The sequence below is a fragment of the Paenibacillus sp. 102 genome (assembly GCF_039549175.1).
Taxonomy (GTDB): domain Bacteria; phylum Bacillota; class Bacilli; order Bacillales; family Bacillaceae_G; genus Bacillus_A.
On the sequence record NZ_JBCGHT010000015.1, the window covers coordinates 1 to 20,646 of the forward strand.

17 protein-coding genes, 12 tRNA genes and 1 rRNA gene are annotated in these 20,646 nt (G+C 38.2%); 2 read left to right on the top strand and 28 right to left on the bottom strand.

Going from position 1 to position 20,646, the window contains the following annotated elements; all coding sequences use genetic code 11:
* The 14 genes from AAIE21_RS22690 to AAIE21_RS22755 all read right to left on the bottom strand — a co-directional run.
* A 16S ribosomal RNA gene (locus tag AAIE21_RS22690) occupies positions 1–319 on the bottom strand; the annotation flags it as partial.
* A gap of 77 nt (positions 320–396) precedes the next feature.
* A tRNA-Gly gene (locus AAIE21_RS22695) sits at positions 397–467 on the bottom strand.
* Between the two features lies 1 nt (position 468).
* Positions 469–545, bottom strand: a tRNA-Pro gene (locus AAIE21_RS22700).
* 3 nt (positions 546–548) lie between these two features.
* Positions 549–625 (bottom strand) — tRNA-Arg (locus tag AAIE21_RS22705).
* A 93-nt stretch (positions 626–718) separates the two neighbouring features.
* A tRNA-Leu gene (locus AAIE21_RS22710) sits at positions 719–804 on the bottom strand.
* A gap of 18 nt (positions 805–822) precedes the next feature.
* Positions 823–895: transfer RNA gene (locus AAIE21_RS22715), tRNA-Lys, on the bottom strand.
* A 5-nt stretch (positions 896–900) separates the two neighbouring features.
* Positions 901–975: transfer RNA gene (locus tag AAIE21_RS22720), tRNA-Gln, on the bottom strand.
* An 84-nt stretch (positions 976–1,059) separates the two neighbouring features.
* A tRNA-Asp gene (locus tag AAIE21_RS22725) sits at positions 1,060–1,135 on the bottom strand.
* A 2-nt stretch (positions 1,136–1,137) separates the two neighbouring features.
* Positions 1,138–1,214, bottom strand: a tRNA-Met gene (locus tag AAIE21_RS22730).
* A 24-nt stretch (positions 1,215–1,238) separates the two neighbouring features.
* Positions 1,239–1,314, bottom strand: a tRNA-Val gene (locus AAIE21_RS22735).
* 5 nt (positions 1,315–1,319) lie between these two features.
* A tRNA-Glu gene (locus AAIE21_RS22740) sits at positions 1,320–1,394 on the bottom strand.
* 8 nt (positions 1,395–1,402) lie between these two features.
* Positions 1,403–1,493, bottom strand: a tRNA-Ser gene (locus AAIE21_RS22745).
* 3 nt (positions 1,494–1,496) lie between these two features.
* A tRNA-Asn gene (locus tag AAIE21_RS22750) sits at positions 1,497–1,571 on the bottom strand.
* 83 nt (positions 1,572–1,654) lie between these two features.
* Positions 1,655–2,140: a SprT family protein gene (locus AAIE21_RS22755; protein WP_343268856.1), complete on the bottom strand. Its 486-nt coding sequence runs from the start codon at positions 2,138–2,140 to the stop codon at positions 1,655–1,657.
* A 256-nt stretch (positions 2,141–2,396) separates the two neighbouring features.
* Here AAIE21_RS22755 and cmpA point away from each other — a divergent pair, with 256 nt between their 5' ends.
* Positions 2,397–2,513: a cortex morphogenetic protein CmpA gene (gene cmpA / locus AAIE21_RS22760; protein ID WP_017154227.1), complete on the top strand. Its 117-nt coding sequence runs from the start codon at positions 2,397–2,399 to the stop codon at positions 2,511–2,513.
* Positions 2,514–2,623: 110 nt separating this feature from the next.
* On the opposite strand, the gene AAIE21_RS22765 is transcribed toward cmpA, so the two are convergent.
* The 6 genes from AAIE21_RS22765 to acpS all read right to left on the bottom strand — a co-directional run bounded on the left by AAIE21_RS22765 (position 2,624) and on the right by acpS (position 8,581).
* Entirely contained in the window at positions 2,624–4,792 is a 2,169-nt protein-coding gene (locus AAIE21_RS22765) for a Tex family protein (protein ID WP_343268857.1), read from the bottom strand.
* Positions 4,793–4,857: 65 nt separating this feature from the next.
* The gene (ndoA, locus tag AAIE21_RS22770; protein WP_000635965.1) at positions 4,858–5,208 is read right to left on the bottom strand and encodes a type II toxin-antitoxin system endoribonuclease NdoA; all 351 of its coding nucleotides are present in this window, start codon (positions 5,206–5,208) and stop codon (positions 4,858–4,860) included.
* A 4-nt stretch (positions 5,209–5,212) separates the two neighbouring features.
* A complete protein-coding gene (locus AAIE21_RS22775; RefSeq protein WP_000004571.1) occupies positions 5,213–5,500 on the bottom strand; it encodes an antitoxin EndoAI in 288 nt (95 codons plus the stop codon).
* Positions 5,501–5,751: 251 nt separating this feature from the next.
* Positions 5,752–6,921: an alanine racemase gene (gene alr / locus AAIE21_RS22780; protein WP_343268858.1), complete on the bottom strand. Its 1,170-nt coding sequence runs from the start codon at positions 6,919–6,921 to the stop codon at positions 5,752–5,754.
* Between the two features lie 193 nt (positions 6,922–7,114).
* Positions 7,115–8,065, bottom strand: a complete 951-nt coding sequence (locus AAIE21_RS22785) for a LolA family protein (protein WP_343268941.1) — start codon at positions 8,063–8,065, stop codon at positions 7,115–7,117.
* A gap of 156 nt (positions 8,066–8,221) precedes the next feature.
* Positions 8,222–8,581: a holo-ACP synthase gene (gene acpS / locus AAIE21_RS22790; protein WP_343268859.1), complete on the bottom strand. Its 360-nt coding sequence runs from the start codon at positions 8,579–8,581 to the stop codon at positions 8,222–8,224.
* Between the two features lie 92 nt (positions 8,582–8,673).
* On the opposite strand from acpS, the gene AAIE21_RS22795 reads away from it, so the two are divergent.
* A complete protein-coding gene (locus AAIE21_RS22795; protein ID WP_343268860.1) occupies positions 8,674–9,234 on the top strand; it encodes a rhomboid family intramembrane serine protease in 561 nt (186 codons plus the stop codon).
* A gap of 3 nt (positions 9,235–9,237) precedes the next feature.
* Here the strand turns inward: AAIE21_RS22795 and uvsE are convergent, their stop codons facing one another.
* The 8 genes from uvsE to AAIE21_RS22835 all read right to left on the bottom strand — a co-directional run bounded on the left by uvsE (position 9,238) and on the right by AAIE21_RS22835 (position 20,596).
* Positions 9,238–10,200 carry a UV DNA damage repair endonuclease UvsE gene (uvsE, locus tag AAIE21_RS22800; protein WP_343268861.1) on the bottom strand — a complete coding sequence of 321 codons (963 nt, stop codon included), beginning with the start codon at positions 10,198–10,200 and terminating at the stop codon, positions 9,238–9,240.
* An 87-nt stretch (positions 10,201–10,287) separates the two neighbouring features.
* Positions 10,288–11,865: a degradosome RNA helicase CshA gene (cshA, locus tag AAIE21_RS22805; protein ID WP_343268862.1), complete on the bottom strand. Its 1,578-nt coding sequence runs from the start codon at positions 11,863–11,865 to the stop codon at positions 10,288–10,290.
* A gap of 305 nt (positions 11,866–12,170) precedes the next feature.
* Positions 12,171–13,547: a UDP-N-acetylmuramoyl-tripeptide--D-alanyl-D-alanine ligase gene (locus tag AAIE21_RS22810; RefSeq protein WP_343268863.1), complete on the bottom strand. Its 1,377-nt coding sequence runs from the start codon at positions 13,545–13,547 to the stop codon at positions 12,171–12,173.
* 61 nt (positions 13,548–13,608) lie between these two features.
* Complete coding sequence (locus AAIE21_RS22815) at positions 13,609–14,697, bottom strand: D-alanine--D-alanine ligase (protein ID WP_343268864.1); 1,089 nt, start codon at positions 14,695–14,697, stop codon at positions 13,609–13,611.
* Positions 14,698–15,366: 669 nt separating this feature from the next.
* Positions 15,367–16,641 (bottom strand): MDR family MFS transporter, encoded by a 1,275-nt coding sequence (locus AAIE21_RS22820; protein WP_343268865.1) that lies wholly within the window; start codon positions 16,639–16,641, stop codon positions 15,367–15,369.
* 108 nt (positions 16,642–16,749) lie between these two features.
* Positions 16,750–18,165: a branched-chain amino acid transporter BcaP gene (gene bcaP / locus AAIE21_RS22825; protein WP_343268866.1), complete on the bottom strand. Its 1,416-nt coding sequence runs from the start codon at positions 18,163–18,165 to the stop codon at positions 16,750–16,752.
* Positions 18,166–18,501: 336 nt separating this feature from the next.
* Positions 18,502–19,674: a homogentisate 1,2-dioxygenase gene (locus tag AAIE21_RS22830; RefSeq protein WP_343268868.1), complete on the bottom strand. Its 1,173-nt coding sequence runs from the start codon at positions 19,672–19,674 to the stop codon at positions 18,502–18,504.
* On the bottom strand, positions 19,640–20,596 hold the full coding sequence (locus AAIE21_RS22835; RefSeq protein WP_343268869.1) for a fumarylacetoacetate hydrolase family protein: 957 nt from the start codon (positions 20,594–20,596) through the stop codon (positions 19,640–19,642). The genes AAIE21_RS22830 and AAIE21_RS22835 overlap by 35 nt, the downstream gene beginning before the upstream one ends.
* Between the last annotated feature and the right edge of the window lie 50 nt (positions 20,597–20,646).

Sequence of the window (20,646 nt, forward strand, 5' to 3'; positions counted from 1 at the left end):
GCCGATCACCCTCTCAGGTCGGCTACGCATCGTTGCCTTGGTGAGCCGTTACCTCACCAACTAGCTAATGCGACGCGGGTCCATCCATAAGTGACAGCCGAAGCCGCCTTTCAATTTCGCACCATGCGGTGCAAAATGTTATCCGGTATTAGCCCCGGTTTCCCGGAGTTATCCCAGTCTTATGGGCAGGTTACCCACGTGTTACTCACCCGTCCGCCGCTAATTTCTTAAGAGCAAGCTCTTAAGAAATTCGCTCGACTTGCATGTATTAGGCACGCCGCCAGCGTTCATCCTGAGCCAGGATCAAACTCTCCAATAAAGTTAGTTTGTCTAGCATCATAAAATAAAAATTGACGTTGCACGTTGTTTGTTTCGTTCAGTTTTCAAAGAACTAAAAGCGGGTGAAGAGAATCGAACTCTCGACCAGAGCTTGGAAGGCTCTTGTTTTACCACTAAACTACACCCGCGTGGTCGGGAAGACAGGATTTGAACCTGCGACCCCCTGGTCCCAAACCAGGTGCTCTACCAAGCTGAGCCACTTCCCGTTATGGCGCGCCCGAGAGGAGTCGAACCCCTAACCTCTTGATCCGTAGTCAAACGCTCTATCCAATTGAGCTACGGGCGCTTATTCATGATGTTGTATCGCCGTCTCATTTCAGCGACTCAATTATCTTATCACACCGCGTTTTCAAATGCAAGTGCTTTTTTATTTTTTCTTTGGTGCGGCCGAGAGGACTTGAACCTCCACGGGGTTTCCCCCACTAGGCCCTCAACCTAGCGCGTCTGCCATTCCGCCACGACCGCGCGGAAATTAAGAAAAAGTGAGCCATGAAGGATTCGAACCTTCGACCCTCTGATTAAAAGTCAGATGCTCTACCAACTGAGCTAATGGCTCGTAAATGGCTGGGCTAGCTGGATTCGAACCAGCGCATGACGGAGTCAAAGTCCGTTGCCTTACCGCTTGGCTATAGCCCATCGAAGTCATTCTTTTTTTGTGACGAAAATCATTATATCACGATAAGAAATAAAAAACAACTGCTTATTAGCAGAAGTTATAAATGGCGGTCCCGACCGGGGTCGAACCGGCGATCTCCTGCGTGACAGGCAGGCATGTTAACCACTACACCACGGGACCATTGGTTGCGGGGACAGGATTTGAACCTGCGACCTTCGGGTTATGAGCCCGACGAGCTACCGGACTGCTCCACCCCGCGACGACACTATTTACAAATTATATATGGTGGAGGATGACGGGATCGAACCGCCGACCCCCTGCTTGTAAGGCAGGTGCTCTCCCAGCTGAGCTAATCCTCCGAAAGTGGTGACCCGTACGGGATTCGAACCCGTGTTACCGCCGTGAAAGGGCGGTGTCTTAACCACTTGACCAACGGGCCAATATGAATGGCAGAGAAGAAGGGATTCGAACCCTCGCACCGCGTTAGCGATCTACTCCCTTAGCAGGGGAGCCCCTTGAGCCACTTGGGTACTTCTCTGTATGGCTCCGCAGGTAGGACTCGAACCTACGACCGATCGGTTAACAGCCGATAGCTCTACCACTGAGCTACTGCGGAATAAGAAAGACAATTTACATCTTATATAAATTCATATTATAAGTCAAGTCGTTTATACAACATTTTGTACAAACGTGACATGTTTATAATATACTGGATTGATTTTTAACTGTCAAGGTGTTTTTTATCTCTTTTAATCTACCTTTACACTTTCCGCAAACATATCTTTTTGTATTGATTTGACGTCTTCTTACATATTGAAGAGTACATTCTATGCATTCATACAAATATGTTTTAGGCTCTTTTCTCACTCCCGCTATCCGCTTACAAAATCTAGGAGCTCCAACCTCTTTCAATAACTGACGAAAATCTCGATCCCGATGTTGATATCCCCTCCCCATAATATGCAGATGATAATGACATAGCTCATGCTTAATAATACCAATTAGTTCTTCTTTTCCATACACTTCATAATAATGATAGTTTAATTCTATATTATGACTTCTGAGCAAATACCTCCCACCAGTTGTACGCAGTCGTTTATTGAACATTGCTTTATGTAAAAAAGCCCTCCCGAAATATTGCAATGATATCTCTTCTACAAATCTTTGGATTTCTTTTTCATTCATTTTGATTCCCCCAAAAAACTAAAAATAAACTTACACTTTTCTTCTTTCTTATACATATATTAAATAGTACATATACCCATCCTCATTCAAAAAGCGCAACTTCTATAAACCATCTTCTCCCTCATCTGTTCATAGAACTTCGCTGACCAAACTCTTATAAGCAGTTCCCAAGATTGAGTTTTTCACTTACTTTGAATCTTCATCTCAGTCCATAGGGGCTACTTGTTAGAGCCGGATTAAACAAGGAGGGATTCTTATGCCTACGTGGCTCCGAAAGCAAATGCAGCGTGCATATTTTGAAAAAAACCGGTATCAAATTAAGTTACTAAATGAATGCTGGTTTTATTATAGCAAAACACATCAAAATTCCTGATAAAGTGAACGTTTAATCAGTGGGGGCTGAAGCTTCCCCCCACCGATTAAAATTCCACTAACATCCATTCAAGAAAAAAGAGCAGCGCTACACCTGCCCTCTTCCCATTCTTATTCAATAGGTAACATTGATAAGGCAACGCGTCCTTTTTTCATATCAACATCATCTACCCATACCTTTACAATTTGTCCGACAGACACCACATCTAACGGATGCTTCACAAACTGTTTGCTCAGTTTAGAAATATGTACTAAACCATCTTGTTTCACACCAATATCGACAAAAGCACCAAAATCAACAACATTTCGAACAGTTCCTTCCAACTCCATACCACGCTTTAAATCTTCTAATTTGAGAATCCCCTTTTTCAAAAGTGGTTTTGGCAATTCATCACGCATATCTCTTTCCGGACTAATTAGGGCATCTATAATATCAATTAATGTCGGCTCACCAATATTCGTCTCTTGAGATAATTTAGAAACCTCCACTTCTTCTAAACATTTTTGTAAATGCGGTTGTCCTACATCATCAATCGCTAATCCTAAACTTTTTAATAGCAATTCAACACTTTTATACTGCTCGGGATGAATACCTGTTCTATCAAGTGGGTTTTTACCTTCTAGTATACGTAAGAAACCAATACATTGTTCATACGTTTTAGCACCTAGCCGTGGTATTTTTTTTAATTCTGTGCGTTTTGTAAATTTCCCATCTCCCTCACGCTTCGCAACAATATTTTTCGCAACAGTTTTTGATAATCCCGAAACGTATTGCAATAGCGCTACAGAAGCTGTATTCACATTCACTCCTACTTGGTTAACAGCTGTTTCCACAACAAATGTTAATGATTCATTTAATCTCTTCTGTGATACATCATGCTGATATTGTCCTACTCCAACTGATTTCGGATCAATTTTCACAAGTTCAGCAAGGGGATCTTGTAAGCGGCGTCCAATAGAAACAGCACTTCTTTCTTCAACTTGAAGATCCGGAAATTCTTCACGAGCCAAATCAGAAGCTGAATAGACACTAGCACCGGCCTCATTGACAATAATATAAAATACATCTTGCTGTACGAATTGTAAAACATCTACTATAAACTCTTCTGTCTCCCTAGAAGCTGTACCATTTCCAATCGCAATCATCTGAACCTGATATTTCTCTATAATAGAAATAACTTTTGTTTTTGCATCTTCATATTTCCGAACAGGTGGGTGCGGATAAACGACATCAATATGCAGCACTTTCCCTGTATCATCTACTACCGCTAACTTACACCCTGTTCGATACGCAGGATCCACCGCCAATACTACTTTCCCTTTCATCGGTGGCTGTAATAATAAATTACGTAAATTCTCAGAGAAAATGTGAATTGCTTGTTCTTCTGCCGTTTCAGTTAATTCTTTACGAATCTCCCTTTCGATTGACGGCTGAATTAATCGCTTATATCCATCTTCAATCGCTAATTGTACATATAGTGCACTTTTAGAAGATTCATCATGAATCACTTTTTTATGTAAAAATCGAATAATTTCTTCTGTTGGCGGAAGAACCGAAACTTTCAACATTTCTTCCTTCTCACCACGATTCATAGCTAATACACGATGTGGTACAACTTTTTGCAGTGGCTCTTCATAACCGTAATACATCTCATATATATTTTTTTCATCTTTTTCTTCATCTTTTACAGAGGACACAATCATCCCTTTTTTAAAAGTGATATTTCGAATCCAACTGCGGTATGCCGCATCATCCGATACAATTTCTGCAATAATATCTTGTGCACCTTGCAGTGCTTCTTGGATAGATTGTACTTCTTTCTCGGCATTAACAAATTCCTTCACTTTATCTTCCGGGTCTTCTTTTGTAAACAGAAGTAGCCACTCAGCTAATGGCTCTAATCCCTTATCTTTCGCGATTGTCGCTTTCGTTCTTCTTTTTTCTTTATAAGGACGGTACAAGTCTTCTACTTCTTGTAGCTTTACTGCAGATATAATATGATGGCGCAACTCTTCTGTTAATTTTCCCTTTTCATGAATCAGACGAAGAACCTCTTCTTTTCGATCTTCAAGTTGCATCATATATTGCCATCTTTCTAAGACAGTACGAATTTGCACTTCATCTAAAGAACCTGTCCATTCTTTTCGGTAACGAGCAATAAATGGAACTGTGTTACCTTCTTCTGTTAATTGAATAACATGACGAACTTGCTTTTCTGTAAAGCCTAATTCTTTCACTAACATTTTCATTAACGCTTGTCGATTATCTACCGTTTCCATATACAACCGAAACCTCCTCTAATAAAAAAAGTTGCCCCTTAAAGAGAGCAACTTAAACTGCCGATTTAAAAATCTATTAGTCCTAAACTAATTTGCAGAGCTTCATCTACACGACTCATCATCACTTCATCTAAATGAGTGATTTTGTCCGTTAAGCGCTGTTTATCGATTGTTCGGATTTGCTCAAGCAAGATAACCGAATCCCTCTCAAACCCGTACTTTTTCGCATCAATTTCCACATGTGTGGGCAATTTTGCTTTCTGAATCTGTGCAGTAATAGCCGCCACAATCACAGTCGGACTAAAACGATTTCCGATGTCATTTTGAATGACAAGAACCGGACGAACGCCTCCTTGCTCAGAACCAACAACTGGGGAAAGGTCTGCAAAATACACGTCGCCGCGTTTTACAATCAAAATATTACCCCCCGCTAACTAAGCGTTCTACTGTATGAGCTGCTTCATACTCTGCTAAGAAAGCTTCAGATGCAATACCAAGATTAATTTTTCCCATTTCAATATACCCACGTCGCATAGATTCATGTTGGTAGCGTTTCTTCGTCTTATGTTGACGCAATAACAGTTGTGTTGCCTGGCAAATTAGTTCATGGCGATTCTTATTCTCTTGTTTTCCAATTCCGTCCAATTCCGTTACCACTTGCTTCGGCAACCGAACCACGATTTCAGTAGTTACACTTGATTCGGACACAAAAATACACCTCCACCGTCAACTACACACCCAAATATATATATGACACCTATTGTAATAATACCATTGTATGGGGTCTGTTGCAAAGACTTCCTTATTCCTTGTTTATGTTTTCCAATTCACAAACAAAACATTCACTCTCTTTTACTTTTTATCTCTTTCTAATAAGAAATGAAGCGAAATTCCCATACGCGGGAGCTTCCCTCACTATTGATAACTAACAAGGTAATAACTATCGTAAAGCCTCTTTCTTATATGTCATTCAAATAATTGATGACCTCGACAACTTTACCACCTCGAATAAAGATACGTGGAACTCGAAAGCTTATTGTTGTAATAATTTCATAGTTAATGGTCCCTGAATACTCTGCAACCTCAGTGGCACTAATATATTGGTCATCCTGCCTTCCAATAAGCGTTACCTTTGTTCCAAGAGGAACCTTACAAGGAAGATGGATCATAAATTGATCCATTGTAATCCGGCCTACAATCGGAACTCTTTTCCCATTCACAAGTACTTTAAATCCTTGCAATCTTCTAAGCCAACCATCTGCATATCCAATTGGCACCGTCGCTATCCACTCTTCTGTCTTCGTTCGATAAGTGACACTATAACTAATTCCATCACCTTTAATAACTTTTTTAATATGAGCAACCGTCGTATGAAGTGAAAGAGCAGGCTCTAATTTAATCGGTAAGAACGGACGTATTTCTACAGAAGGAGTTAACCCGTACATTACAATTCCCAGTCTAACAGCATTGAATGTAATACCATGGAACCTCATAGTAGCTGCACTATTAGCTGCATGAATAAACTCTGGGTCTACTCCAAATTCCTCAAGCCAACTTAACTGTTCCAAAAAAGTATTATATTGCTTATCAAAATAAGAGGTTTCCACTTCATCTGCTGTTGAAAAATGCGTATACACTCCTTCTAATTCGAAAAACGGAGCATCTTCTAAGCTATGCAAAAAACCTTTTAATTCTTTGCGTTCTCGAATTCCGATTCTTCCCATACCGCTATCGAAATTAATATGAAAACGTAATGGTACCGAGCTATCCCAGATTTCTACCGCTTCCTTGACCCACTCTTTTTGGAAAACAGTTAATGCCACATTATTTTCAGCAGCTACATTCACAACACGCGGTGATGATGGACCTAATACTAAAATCGGTGCAGTGATACCTGCTCGGCGAAGCACTAATGCTTCATCTAAAAAAGCAACAGCTAACCTTGTTGCTCCAGCCTCTAACGCAGTTTTAGCCACCGGAACATAGTCATGTCCATATGCATTCCCTTTTACTACAGCAAAAACCTCAACACTTTCCGGGATAATTTCTTTAATGTGCGTTACATTGTTATAAATGGCGTCCAAATTCACTTCTACCCACGTATCACGGTAAAATGATGATTCTTCCATAAAAACACTTCCTTATATACGATATGCGAAGCTTATTCTTTTATATTCGTCTTTTTAGGAAATCCGTTCTTCAAAACAAGAAAAAACGTGGTGCATATACATCACCACGCCCAAGAAGTTTATCCCGCTATTCACGGGCAGTAAGGCCTCCAGTACGTGGGAGGGATAACCGCTCGTAAAAGCCCGTTTCACTTTATTTCACTTGTTTTTCCGAGACAGAACGAGCTACCATTAATAATTCATCCGGTTCTAAACCTTTAGACACGAGCATATATTCCACCCCGTTATACGACCATGTTAACGAATCTTTTGTTAGAGCACCAATTGTAAAACCAAGATCGACTAACTCTCCACTTACACTTATTGACGCTGAAGCTTCAGCAACCTTCGCCTTTTCTTGTATTAATGTAAAGGATTTCTTATTCCCAGTGTATGTGAGTATTGCGCGTTTGCCACTGTCTGTCTTTAGCTCTTTCTCTTCATTTAAAACCATCCCTTGCGGAGTATCACGCGGATATAGAATAGCAAATGGTTTGTCTTCTTTCACTGTTGTTTGTACATCTACTTGCGCCCTAGACATATTTTGCTTCGTATCAAATGCACCCTTATCAAATTTCGTGTCAAACTTCACTTTTGAAAAATCTACTTTCACAAGAACATTTTGATCATTATCCATCAGTTTTACTGAAACAGGCGCTAAATCACTTTTATTAAATTTAATTTCTTGCTTCGGCAGCATATTTTGATGGTGGTAATTCGTTTTTGTCTTAAACACATAATATTTATCTGTTTTCTCAAATGAAAGATTCTTCTTATCCTTTAAAATGTCTCTTACAAGCGATTCATATAAGTAAGCCTGACTACTATTTTGCGGCCAGTCACTTTGAAATCGAAAACTTTTATTAAGAGCCGGTGTTAATACAAATACACCTTCATTATTTCTTAAAATAATTTGGCTCTGATCTTTCTTTGTATTTTTTAAATTCACACGATAATAAGAAGGTTCTTTATGCCAAACTTCCACGTTATATTCTTGTGGTTCATTCCCCGTTTTAATAGATAATTTCGCTTCAGCTTGATAACTCTTCATCCCCTTAACCTTCGCTTCTAAATCTCGCACGACATCTTCTTGTTTCTTTTCCATACAACCGGCTAACACGAAAACGGTCAATAAACCGACAATAACTAAAAATAGCTGCCTTTTCATTATTTCAGCCCCTTTGCCCCTATAAATGAATGGAAGATATTTCTTCCTTATCGCTAACTCAAATATATGAGACAAAGATATAAAATATGCAGACTAGCGTGACGAGCTTTCTAAAACAACCTGTGCCACTGCAAATTCTCTACTATGACTAATTGATAAATGAACGATATGTTCCGTATTTGCAGTGAGAATCGGCTTGCCTCTATCATCATTTTTTATTTCAATATCTAAAAAGCTCACTTCTTTTCCGATACCAGTTCCAACAGCTTTAGAATACGCTTCTTTCGCCGCAAACCTTCCTGCTACAAATTCTACAAGACGATTTCCTTTTAATTCAGAAGCAACACTACGTTCCCCCTCAGTTAAAATACGATTCATAAATTTAAGCTTTCCATCTAGCATTTTTTCAATTCGATTCAGTTCGATAATATCAATTCCAATCCCTATAATCATTTCAAAAGTCTCCTTCTTCTATTTGTATTCCTTCATTCATATTGTAAGAATAACAGAGAATCTTTCTGATGCAAAAGGAGTGAAAATATAAAATGCCAATATCACATATGCGGACCACCTTACAACCCATCGTTCTTTTTTTACTTTGCTTGCAACTCCTCATGATGATACCAGGAGATTTTTTCTTTTCTAATTTAGCTGCTTACAATGAATATATTTCTGAAGGGGAATGGTGGCGACTTATAACCTCTCTATTTATACATGTAGACTTTCAGCACTTTTTTTCCAATAGCATTTGTCTATTTCTGCTCGGTCAATCTATCGAAAAACAACTAGGTAGCGTCCGCTTTCCTATTTTATTTTTCACCGCCGGCATTAGCGGCAATATTTTTTCTTATATGATTATGCCTATCGGGTATATTCATGCCGGCGCATCAGGTGGGATTTTTGGTTTACTTGGCGCACAACTGTTTCTTTTATATAGTCGCTATCGCTCTTCTAACCCAAAAGAGTTAGTTTTCTTTTCTGCAATTATATTTCTATTACTTCTTTTTACCTTCTTTAATCCTTCCGCTAACCCTATTAGCCATTTAGCCGGACTACTGATCGGCGGTATTTGCACTCCATTTTTAACAAAAAAAACGATGGTGTAGAGCTTATTTCACATAAAAGCTCCCACCATCGATTATTTCCACCTCCGGTTTCGCACCAAGATCTCGTATTAATTGAAATAAAGCTTCATCCTTTTTCTTCGCTTCAATCATACAATCAATCTGTGGAACACTACCTTTGATTTTCTGTAAAAAGGATAAAAATGTATCTGCATCAATAAAATCCGCATGAGCTCTAGGGTCATTCCCTTCTCGCGGACTAGAAATATGCATTTTAATTGGCAATAAAGCAGTTTTCCATACATTCACTACACGGTCCCAATGTTCATACCAACCTGCTTTATTGTTATTCATCATATGATGATGCAGATCAAATACAACTGGAACTGCCAGTTTTTCACCTAAATATAATGTTTCTTGTAATGAAAAAGTCGTATCATCATTTTCTAACATAATCATCTCTTGGATACTTACAGGAATATTCGACCAATTTTCTATAAAGCGTTCTAAGGCAAGTTCTTTATCATCATAACCTCCACCAACATGTAACACACAACGAGGTCCCTTCTGCATTCCCATTCCCTTTAATAGCTTCCGATGCATTTGAAGCGTCTTTATTGATTGTTTCAAAATATGTTCTTGAGGTGAATTTAGCACCACAAAGTGATCTGGATGAAAATCGATTCTCATCTTCATCCGAGTCGCGTAATCACCCACTTCTTTCAATTTCTCTTTTAAAGGACGAATGTAATTCCAATCTAATAAATCTTCATGGTTAGCTAACGGCACCAATTTTGAACTAAATCGAAAAAAAGATATGTCATGCCCTTTATTATGCTTTAATAACCGCAAACAATTGTCCAAGTTAGAACTCGCAATTCTTTCAAGCTTATGAATCGCCGCCTCTCGATCTTTAATACGTTGAAATTGTGCATAGGTCATCGTCTGAGACGGAGATGCATTTTTTAAGTGCATGCTCATCGCTACATAACCGAGTCTTACAAGCATAAAACCCCTCTTTTCTATACATATACCCCATTATGTAGTATGCACAATTATATAAAAAAAGGATGTCCTTTTGGACATCCTTTTTTATTAAGCTTGTGGTTTACGACTATGATGTTTTCTTTCGCCGCGTCCATTTGAAGATCCTGGGCGACCTTGACCTTCACCTTTACGACCACGGTTGCGGTTACCATCACGGTTACCATCGCGATTACCATCACGATTACGACCATCACGGTTGCGATCACGATTACGGCCATCACCACCACCGCGTCCATCGCGACTACGGTTACGGTTACCATCACGGTATCCATTTCCGTTACCGCCACGTTTTTTAGAACCTCTTGAAACAACTGGCGGTTCTGATGTTAAAGCAATTGGTGTTGTATCTGGCTCTTTTGTCATCATTTTTAAAGCAGCTGCTACAACAGTTACAGAATCATTTTCTTCTAACATTTCTTCTGCAATACGTTTGTAGTATGATAAGTTATCATTTTCAATTGTGCTTTGAAGTTTTTCTGCGATTAAACGTTGTTGACCTTCTAATGCTTCGTCAAGTGTCGGTGCATCCATGCGGTCTATTTTACGTTTTGTTGTACGCTCGATATTTTTTAATTGTCCTGATTCACGTGGTGTTACAAATAACATTGCAATACCTTTTTTACCAGCACGACCAGTACGACCAATACGGTGAACATATGATTCTGGATCTTGTGGAATATCGAAGTTGTATACGTGTGTTACACCTGAAATATCAAGACCACGCGCTGCAACGTCTGTTGCAACAAGCACTTCAATAGAACCTTCTTTAAATTTACGTAATACAGACATACGCTTCGCTTGTGTTAAATCACCGTGAATACCTTCTGCTGCATAACCACGTAAATTTAATGCTTCTGATAATTCATCAACACGACGCTTTGTGCGACCGAATACGATTGCAAGCTCTGGAGATTGAATATCTAATAAGCGCGTTAACACATCAAACTTTTTCTTTTCTTGCACTTCTAAATAGAATTGCTGAATGTTTGGCATTGTTACTTCTTTTGCTTTTACTTTAATGTGTTGAGGCTCAGTCATGAAACGCTCAGCAATACGACGGATTGGATCTGGCATTGTTGCTGAGAATAATAATGTTTGATGCGTTTCTGGCACATCTGTTAAAATTGCTTCAATATCTTCAATGAAGCCCATGTTTAACATTTCATCCGCTTCATCAAGAACAACTGTTTCTACGTTTTGTAGACGAAGTGTTTTACGGTTGATGTGATCTAAAATACGTCCCGGCGTACCAACAATAATGTGTGGGTGTTTTTTTAGAGCACGAATTTGACGATTAATATCTTGCCCACCATAAATCGGTAAAATACGAACACGCTTATGTTTACCAATTTTGTAAAGCTCTTCCCCAACTTGAATCGCTAATTCACGTGTTGGAGCGATAACAATACCTTGAACTGATTCTTTATTTGTAGCCACTTTGTCTAATAGTGGTAATCCGAATGCCGCTGTTTTCCCTGTACCTGTTTGCGCTTGCCCAATAATGTCTTTACCTTGCAATGCATGTGGAATTGTTTCAGCTTGAATTGGCGTAGCCTCTTCAAAGCCCATACTTTCAACAGATTGCAGTAAAGAATCACTTAATCCTAATTCTCGAAATGTTGTCAATGTTACTTCTCCTTTTCTATCCTATACTTTATCATTTAAAAAAAGGCATTTTCCGTGTTTGCGGAAAAGCCCTTTTCCTGAATGCTCACGTATATAAACGGGCGTATATTCTTCGCGAAAATACTTCTAAACGTTATTACACTTTATCAATTATAAGTTTTGTATGTGCAAAAAGCAAACCCAACTGTTACCTTATTTCATATAAAGAGCTTTTTTCTTTACTTTTATTTTCAAATCATTTACTGTAAGCGCTTATTATAAGTTTTCGCTATTTTTTATCTATCATCCCTATTTATATACACCAATTATTTCAACATCGTAATAACTTCTTCTAATTTCATTCCACGAGATGCTTTTACTAATACCACATCTTTCACATCAACAACTGATTGCAATTCTTTCACAAGTTCTTCTTTATTGTCGTATGCTTTTACACGTTCATTAGAAAAGTTAATCTTTGCCCCCTCAGCAATTTGCGCTCCTAATTTACCATAAGTAAACACATAAGAGATTCGAGCTGGATCGATTAATTTACCCACTTCATAGTGAAATTGCACTTCTTGGTCACCCAGTTCTAACATATCCCCAAGAACAACAATTTTTTTCGAAAATCCATCTAAACCATTCATTAAATGGAACGCCGCTTCCATTGCTGTTGGACTTGCATTATATGCGTCATTAATAATCGTTAATCCACTATCTGTTTTTACAATTTCCATACGCATACCTGTCATTTTAAGCGTTAGTAGACCTCGCTTCATCTCTTCCCACGTTACACCAAAATATTTCGCAATCGCCATTGATGCCAATGTATTATATACATTATGTTTTCCAAGGACCGGCAGAGAAAATATAACATTTTCTTCCTGATTCATCTTAAAATGAGTGCCAGTCGCCTGTAATGTTACAGAAGTCGGATAATAATCATTTGCTCTCGCATCACCAAACGTAACAGTTTCTGCTGCTAAATTCATCTTTGGAACACGATTTGTTAATAGAGGCTCATCCCCATTGTATACAAAGACTCCACCATCTTGTAACCCTGTAACAATTTCAAGTTTCGCCTCAGCAATCGCATCGCGGGATCCTAAATCCATTAAATGTGCTTCCCCAATATTTGTAATGATTGCAGCGTTCGGACGAGCTAACTTAGATAAAAATTCAATTTCACCCAGGCTAGACATTCCCATCTCTAATACAGCCATTTCTGTATTTTCTTCTAGACTTAAAATAGTGAGCGGCAAACCGATATGGTTATTAAAGTTCCCTTCTGTTTTTTGAACCTTAAATTTGGTTGCAAGGAGGCTTGTAACAATATCCTTCGTAGACGTTTTACCGTTACTTCCTGTTACACCTATAACTTTTACATCTAACTGATCACGATAGCTTTTCGCTAATGTTTGCAGCGCTTCAAGTGTATCTTCTACAAAAATCACCGGTATATTCGTAGGGGGATTTTGTACATCCTTTTTCCAAAGAGTAGCTACAGCACCATTTTCAATTGCTTTATCTACAAAAGAATGACCATCAAAGCGATCACCTTGAATCGGAACATATAAATTACCTTTTTCAATTTTCCGTGTATCGATTGATACACCTTGTACAGTTTCATTAAAATATTTTTCCACCAAACCTGTACCAAGTACCATTTGCTCTACTTGTTTTAACGTTCGCTTTATCATAAAAACACTCCTTACATAGAGGAAGCACTATTCTCTTGAATAGTGCTTCCTCCTTTGTTTGTTAGATTGTATATTTAATTTTTTGCTTTTCTTCGTGACGCTCAATCGCCAAACGAATTAACTCTTCAATTAACTCTGGATACGGTAAGTCTGTATGTTGCCATAGCAGCGGGAACATACTAAATGGCGTAAATCCTGGCATTGTATTTACTTCATTAATGTATACTTCTCCATCTTTCGTTAAGAAGAAATCCGCTCTTGTTAATCCAGCACTATCTAAAGATTGGAATGCAATAATTGCATCTCGCTTAATTACATCAGACTCTTCTTCTGTCATTTCAGCTGGGATAATTAATGCTGTATCACCATCGATATATTTCGACTTGTAATCATAGAAGTCTTTTTTCGGTACAATTTCACCTACAACTGAACATTTCGGTTCATCATTACCTAATACACCAACTTCTACTTCACGCCCTACGATGTTTTCTTCTACAATAATTTTGCGGTCAAATTGGAATGCCTCTTCAAATGCATTGTCAAGCTCTTCACGATCTTTACACTTATTAATACCAACACTTGAACCAAGGTTTGCTGGTTTTACGAAGCAAGGATAGCCTAATACTTCTTCTACCTTTTCATATGCTATTTCACGATCTTTTTCCCATGTGCTACGAATGAAAGATGCATATTTCGCTTGTTTCAATCCAGCTTCTGCAAAGATATTTTTCATAACAACTTTATCCATACCGGCAGCTGATGCTAATACACCGTTACCTACGTATGGAATGTTCAGTAATTCTAATAATCCTTGTACCGTTCCATCTTCACCATTTGGTCCATGTAATAACGGGAAAATAACATCAATTGCATCTTCTTGTTTAGAATTTGCAGCTGGGATAATTTCTGTACTTAATGAAACAGGAGAGATTGTATTTTCTTCCCCACTCATTTGTAATGCTTCAACAGTTGTTACTTCACCTTCGATACGTTCACCACGCATCCACTGACCTTGCTCTGTAATATAAATTGGATGAATCTCGAATTTTTCTTGATTTAATGCTTTAATAGCAGCAAGAGCTGTTTGTAATGAAACTTGATGCTCCGCTGATTTTCCACCATATAATAAACCTAATTTAATTTTCGTCAATGAAATCACCCTAACCAATTGTTTTCATTTTTCTATTTTAGCACTTTTTATAGAAATAGGTAGTTCCTATTTGAAATAAAGTGAAACTTTCCCCACTAGTCTTACTGCCTGCGGGTAAGAAAACAAAACAAAATTCCCATAAATTACATTGCGATTTCATCCATCGCATTTTTATGAACAGTTATCCTAAATCCATAGCTTTTTCTTATAGCAAAACCGTGTTATGACCCATTCTATATAAACCCATTTTGATTTGCAGGCATATAAGTCGTGGCTATAAAGAAGAAAAGGTGACCTGACCTCATTCTTCTCTCTTTGTTTTAACTTGGCATGGGGCAGGAAGAGGACCTGACCACTTCTATATAAATTCAATTTGATTTTTCAACATATAAATTACGGCTATGAAAAATAAAAAGAGACTTCCACTCATTTCCTCTTTCTGTTTTCACATGGCATGGGACTAAAAAAGGAACTGACCGCTTCTATCCACCGGCGGATCCTCTCTACCATCTAAAGAGAATGGTTTTATATCGCTTTTTTAATCCTCATATATAGCTGAATACTCTCTCCCACCTAAAAGGTTTTATGTCGGTTTTCAATTTGTATTTATATAGTTATGTACCTAATATATATGAAGAAATACCACCTTTTGTGTATGTCACCTATTGATTAAGAAGACTGTTTCGCCACAGTTCCCTTTTGTCTTTGTTCTACAAGGCGATCTAAAGAAATATATACAAGACCTGCTACTAAACAGCCCGCCCCTAATATTGTAAACAATACGTGCCCTAACAATCGATCAAGTAAAAAGCCTCCAAGGAGCGGTCCAAATGCATTTCCTGTAATCCACTGCAAGCTTGCTGCACCCATATATGTCCCGCGTAAATGTTCCGGTGCCAAATTGGCTACAAATGTCATTTGTACAGGCGACATAATCATTTCACCTAGCGTATATACCGCATAGACAACTAGTAATGTTATTAAAACAACTGTAGCATTTGTTCCAAATCCACCAAACCACTTTGGAAGCCAACCGATGAAAAATAACCCAATTCCAAATAACCACGCCCCATATAGCATTGTCTTTCCAACTGGTTTATCTGTTGCCCATTTTGAAATTTGGAACTGGAATAAGACAACTAGCAAGCCATTTAAAGCCATTACATATGGATACGGGTTGTTTTTACCAAAGATTTCTTTCATTTCATTATCAAAATGAAGGGGAAGCATACCTTCTGTTTGCGAAAAACCCATGGAAATAATAATACCGGCCAACAAATAAATCATTAGTACCTTATCTCGCAAGACAACTTTCCAAACAGATTCTGATCTCTTTTCCTTATCCCTTTGTTCTTTCGATACAGTTTTCGGCATGGTTTCTTGAATAAGTATTAACACAAGCAGTGCATAAAACAGCATTGTAGATGAAGCAATAATAAACACTAGGTTTTTTGAAAGAACAACTACCGAAGCCCCCATAATGGGTCCGATTGCTGCCCCAATATTATGTCCCATTCGTAATAAACCGTACGCCTCCGTCCTCTTTTCAGGCGCTGTCACATCCGCTACCATCGCCGATGCCGCTGGATGAAATAGCGAATTACTTAATCCTAAAAGAATAGACAAGATAGCATAAGGAATAAATCCTTCTATAAATAAAAAGCCAAGCATCAACACCGCATTACTCGCCATCGAAACGATCATAATCGGCTTTCTACCATATATATCAGCAATCCTGCCTCCTATCAGAGAACCAAAACTTGCTGCAATCGGAGAAAGTGCCATAATAATCCCTACTTGCAATAAAGAATCTACTTTATCTTTTAAATATAATGCAAAAAATGGCATTAACATCATCATTGCAATCCCGTTCAATGTTTCTCCTATAAAACGAATCCACACGTTACGGTCCATCGCTTGTAACTCACGCCATGTCTGTTTCATTTACAACACCCCTTTAATCAACCACTCCTTATCTTATATTAATTTTAGAAAAATGTAAATTTTCAAAACAAAAGATCCGTTCTATTCTATTTAGAACGGATCTTTTCTCTATAAATTCGCTACATCTTCTTCATCTTTTTTATTGTTTAAAACACTATGCTTTCGACTATATAGGAAGTAAACGGCTACACCAATCACCATCCAAATACCAAAACTCATCCATGCGGTTCCTGATAATTGAAGCATTAAATATATACAAAAGATAACTGTTAATGCAGGTAAAAATGGTACAAGCGGCGCTTTAAAAGCACGTGGTAGATCTGGGTGGGTTTTTCTCATTACGATAACCGCAACTGCCACAAGTGCAAAAGCAGATAATGTTCCCATATTTACAAGGTGTGCTAATACATTTAAATCGATAAGCCCCGAAATAAGTGCTGCAATAATCCCTGTTGTCCATGTATTCAAAAACGGTGTTTTAAATTTCGGATGAACTTTTGCAAGACGCTTCGGTAATAACCCATCACGACTCATTGCATATGAAACACGAACCTGTCCATACATCATAACTAACATTACAGTTGTAATTCCTGTAATTGCTCCTACCGAGATAACACCAGCTAAACCACCTTGTCCAATAAACTGAAGTGCGAAAGCTACTGGATCAGAAATATTCAGTTGACCATAAGGTACAATCCCTGTCAAAATAAGTGAAACAATGATATAAAGAATTGTACAAATGAGTAATGATGCTATAATACCAATTGGTAAATCACGTTGCGGACGTTTTACCTCCTCCGCTGCTGTCGATACAGCATCAAATCCAATGAATGCAAAGAATACTGTTGCAGCTCCAGCCATTACGCCATCAAGACCAAACGGCATGAACGGTGTCCAGTTTTCCGGCTTTACATAATTAAAACCAGCAAAGATAAAAAGTATTACAACCGCTATCTTAATAAAAACCATAATATTATTTACGCGAGCACTTTCCCGTACACCTCTAGATAAAAGAGCAGTCATAATTAAAATGATAATGACAGCTGGTAAATCAATAAGACCACCCTTTCCCGTTCCAGGAGCAGAAGATATAATGGTCGGAATATGAATTCCAAAGCCTTTTAATAAAGATTGAAAATAAGCAGACCATCCATTTGCTACCGCAGATGTCGCTAATAAATATTCCAACATTAAATCCCATCCAATTAAAAATGCAAATACCTCTCCCATCGTTGCGTATGTATACGTGTAAACACTTCCTGAAACTGGAACAGAAGATGCAAATTCCGCATAACAGAATGCAGCAAAAGCACAAGCTAATGCAGCTATAGCAAATGATAAAATGATAGCTGGTCCAGAATGTTTCGCTGCCACAACACCAGTCAGAACAAAAATCCCTGTCCCAACAATAGCCCCAATCCCAAGCATTGTTAAATCCAGTGCTCCCAATGTTCTCGCTAATGTTTTCTGTTTACTTTCTTGCATTAGTTTCGCAATCGGCTTTTTTTGAAAAATTTGTTTCATAGCATGCACCTCTAATTTATAATTTTCAGAAAATTTTTAATTCGTGTTTTTATTTTACTCATAACATGTTTTTTAGTCAATACTTTTGTCGAAATAAACAGAAAAATATCTAATCAACAAAAAGAATATACCATAACCCCTATATAGTATCTTTCATTATCGCATTTGTTTACCACATTAAATAATTTCATCATTCGACATAAAAAGATAGATAATATACAAATAATGTATATAGTTATATCCCTATATCTTTTTATAATTATTTTTGATATTCTATACATTGTCGATTCCAACTAAAAAAGAGGCATGCTCAGAAAATGAGTATGCCTCTTTCTTTTATTTCGTAGTATATGAACCTTCTTCAATCCAACTATACATATACTTCTCATCTTCCGTTTCATGCGCTTGTTTCACAATGCGAAGCGGACGGAATGTATCGATCATCACTGCTAATTCAATTGTTTCTTTTTTCCCTAAGCTCGCTTCTGTTTTTCCAGGATGCGGCCCATGCGGGATACCACTTGGATGAAGTGTAATTGAACCTTCTTCTACACCTTTTCTACTCATAAAGTTCCCTTCCACATAATAAAGAACTTCATCACTATTTACGTTACTATGATAATACGGCGCTGGAATTGCGTCTGGATGATAATCATATAAACGTGGTACAAAAGAACAAATAACAAAGTTATGACCTTCAAAAGTTTGATGGACTGGCGGTGGCTGATGAATACGGCCTGTAATTGGTTCAAAATCCTCCACATTAAAGACCCAAGGATATAAATATCCATCCCATCCAACAACATCTAATGGGTGATGCTGCATAACATACTTATGCATATAACCTCTCGACTTTGTCATAACGACAAACTCGCCTTTTTCATCATATGTCTCTAACTTCTCTGGTCCCCTGATATCCCTTTCACAGAAAGGACTATGTTCTAACAATTGGCCATATTCATTACGATAACGACGTGGTGTTGTAATTTGGCTATTCGCTTCTACAACAAGAAACTTAGACTCTCCCTCATCTGGAATAACACGATAAATTGTTCCGATCGGAATCGTTACATAATCACCTTTACGGTAATGAATCGTTCCAAACATTGTCTCAATTTTCCCAGTTCCATAATGAACAAATAACATTTCATCTCCATCACCATTGCGATAAAAATAATCCATTTTTTCTGTCGGATTAACAACACCGATTAATAAATCCTCATTCCCTAATATAAAATTCCTTCCACTTACTGCATCACCAGTTTTTCTATTTTCCTTCGTACGAAAATGACGATGAGCAAGCGCTACATCTTCTTCATACTGCAACTGACAGGAATGCGCTAGCGCGGCGTGTCCTACTTCAGTTGGCATATAATGATGATATAAAATAGATTGTGTACCAGAGAAACCTTTCGTTCCCATCACCTGTTCACGATAAAGTGATCCATCTTCTTTACGAAATTGCACATGTCGTTTATGAGGAAGCTCCCCCATGTGACGATAATACATGCCCATCACCCGCTTTCATTTCTTTTTTCACTGTATTACGTAATGCACCAAGCCCAGTGATTGTAAGTTCTACAACGTCACCATCTTGCAACCACTTTTCTGTACCAAGTTCTAAAATACAGCCAGTACCAACCGTTCCAGAACCAATTACATCTCCTGGATATAACGTCACATCCGCTGAAGCACGTTCTATCATTTCTGCAAACGTATAGTAAATATCCTGAAAATTCCCTTTAGACAAAAGTTCTCCGTTGACGTGAGTAGTCATTTCTAAGTTATACTGTTCACCTGTGCGATAAGCTTCTAACTCCTCTTTCGTAACAAGATAAGCTCCTAATGAAGTCGCAAAGTCTTTTCCTTTTGCAGGACCAAGCCCCACTTTCATTTCCTTAGCTTGCAAATCCCTTGCACTCCAATCATTCATAATACAGTAACCGAAAATATATTCTTCTGCTTGTTCACGCGAAATATTTCTTCCCTCTTTCCCAATGACACAAGCAATTTCTAATTCATAGTCAAGCTTTTGAGATTGTTTCGGGCAAGAAACTGTAACGTCTGGTCCAATCACAGCACGGTGATTTGTAAAATAAAAAACTGGAATATCATACCACTCCGGAACAACATCTAAACCACGCCGCCCACGAGCCGTTTTGACATGTTGCTCAAACGCATAAAAATCACGAATACTACCTGGATTGGGAAGGGCTGCACAAAGCTGCACATCTTCCAAAGCATACACGCCACTTGTTGGTTTTCGAATACCACGTACGATTTCTATATATTCATCCGCTTTCTCTAAAAAAGCGAGCATAGATGAAGGAAGAGTTCCATTACTTACTAGATTCATATCGATGACTTTGTCACCTTCCAGCCAACCTGCACGCATTTCTCCTGAAGGAAGACGAAATGTAATAAATTTCATCACTATTCCTCCTCACCGTTTATATAAAGTGAAACTTTAATCAGTGGGGG

Coding starts and splice junctions, on each gene's coding strand:
- AAIE21_RS22755 (WP_343268856.1), bottom strand. CDS start 2,140: ATGAATGAAAAAGAAATCCAAAGATTTGTAGAAGAGATATCATTGCAA.
- AAIE21_RS22830 (WP_343268868.1), bottom strand. CDS start 19,674: ATGTATTATCGTCACATGGGGGAGCTTCCTCATAAACGACATGTGCAA.
- acpS (WP_343268859.1), bottom strand. CDS start 8,581: ATGATTATAGGGATTGGAATTGATATTATCGAACTGAATCGAATTGAA.
- bcaP (WP_343268866.1), bottom strand. CDS start 18,165: ATGAAACAAATTTTTCAAAAAAAGCCGATTGCGAAACTAATGCAAGAA.
- uvsE (WP_343268861.1), bottom strand. CDS start 10,200: ATGCTTGTAAGACTCGGTTATGTAGCGATGAGCATGCACTTAAAAAAT.
- cmpA (WP_017154227.1), top strand. CDS start 2,397: ATGCCTACGTGGCTCCGAAAGCAAATGCAGCGTGCATATTTTGAAAAA.
- AAIE21_RS22765 (WP_343268857.1), bottom strand. CDS start 4,792: ATGGAAACGGTAGATAATCGACAAGCGTTAATGAAAATGTTAGTGAAA.
- alr (WP_343268858.1), bottom strand. CDS start 6,921: ATGGAAGAATCATCATTTTACCGTGATACGTGGGTAGAAGTGAATTTG.
- AAIE21_RS22785 (WP_343268941.1), bottom strand. CDS start 8,065: ATGGAAAAGAAACAAGAAGATGTCGTGCGAGATTTAGAAGCGAAGGTT.
- AAIE21_RS22810 (WP_343268863.1), bottom strand. CDS start 13,547: ATGATAAAGCGAACGTTAAAACAAGTAGAGCAAATGGTACTTGGTACA.
- AAIE21_RS22820 (WP_343268865.1), bottom strand. CDS start 16,641: ATGAAACAGACATGGCGTGAGTTACAAGCGATGGACCGTAACGTGTGG.
- AAIE21_RS22795 (WP_343268860.1), top strand. CDS start 8,674: ATGCCAATATCACATATGCGGACCACCTTACAACCCATCGTTCTTTTT.
- AAIE21_RS22835 (WP_343268869.1), bottom strand. CDS start 20,596: ATGAAATTTATTACATTTCGTCTTCCTTCAGGAGAAATGCGTGCAGGT.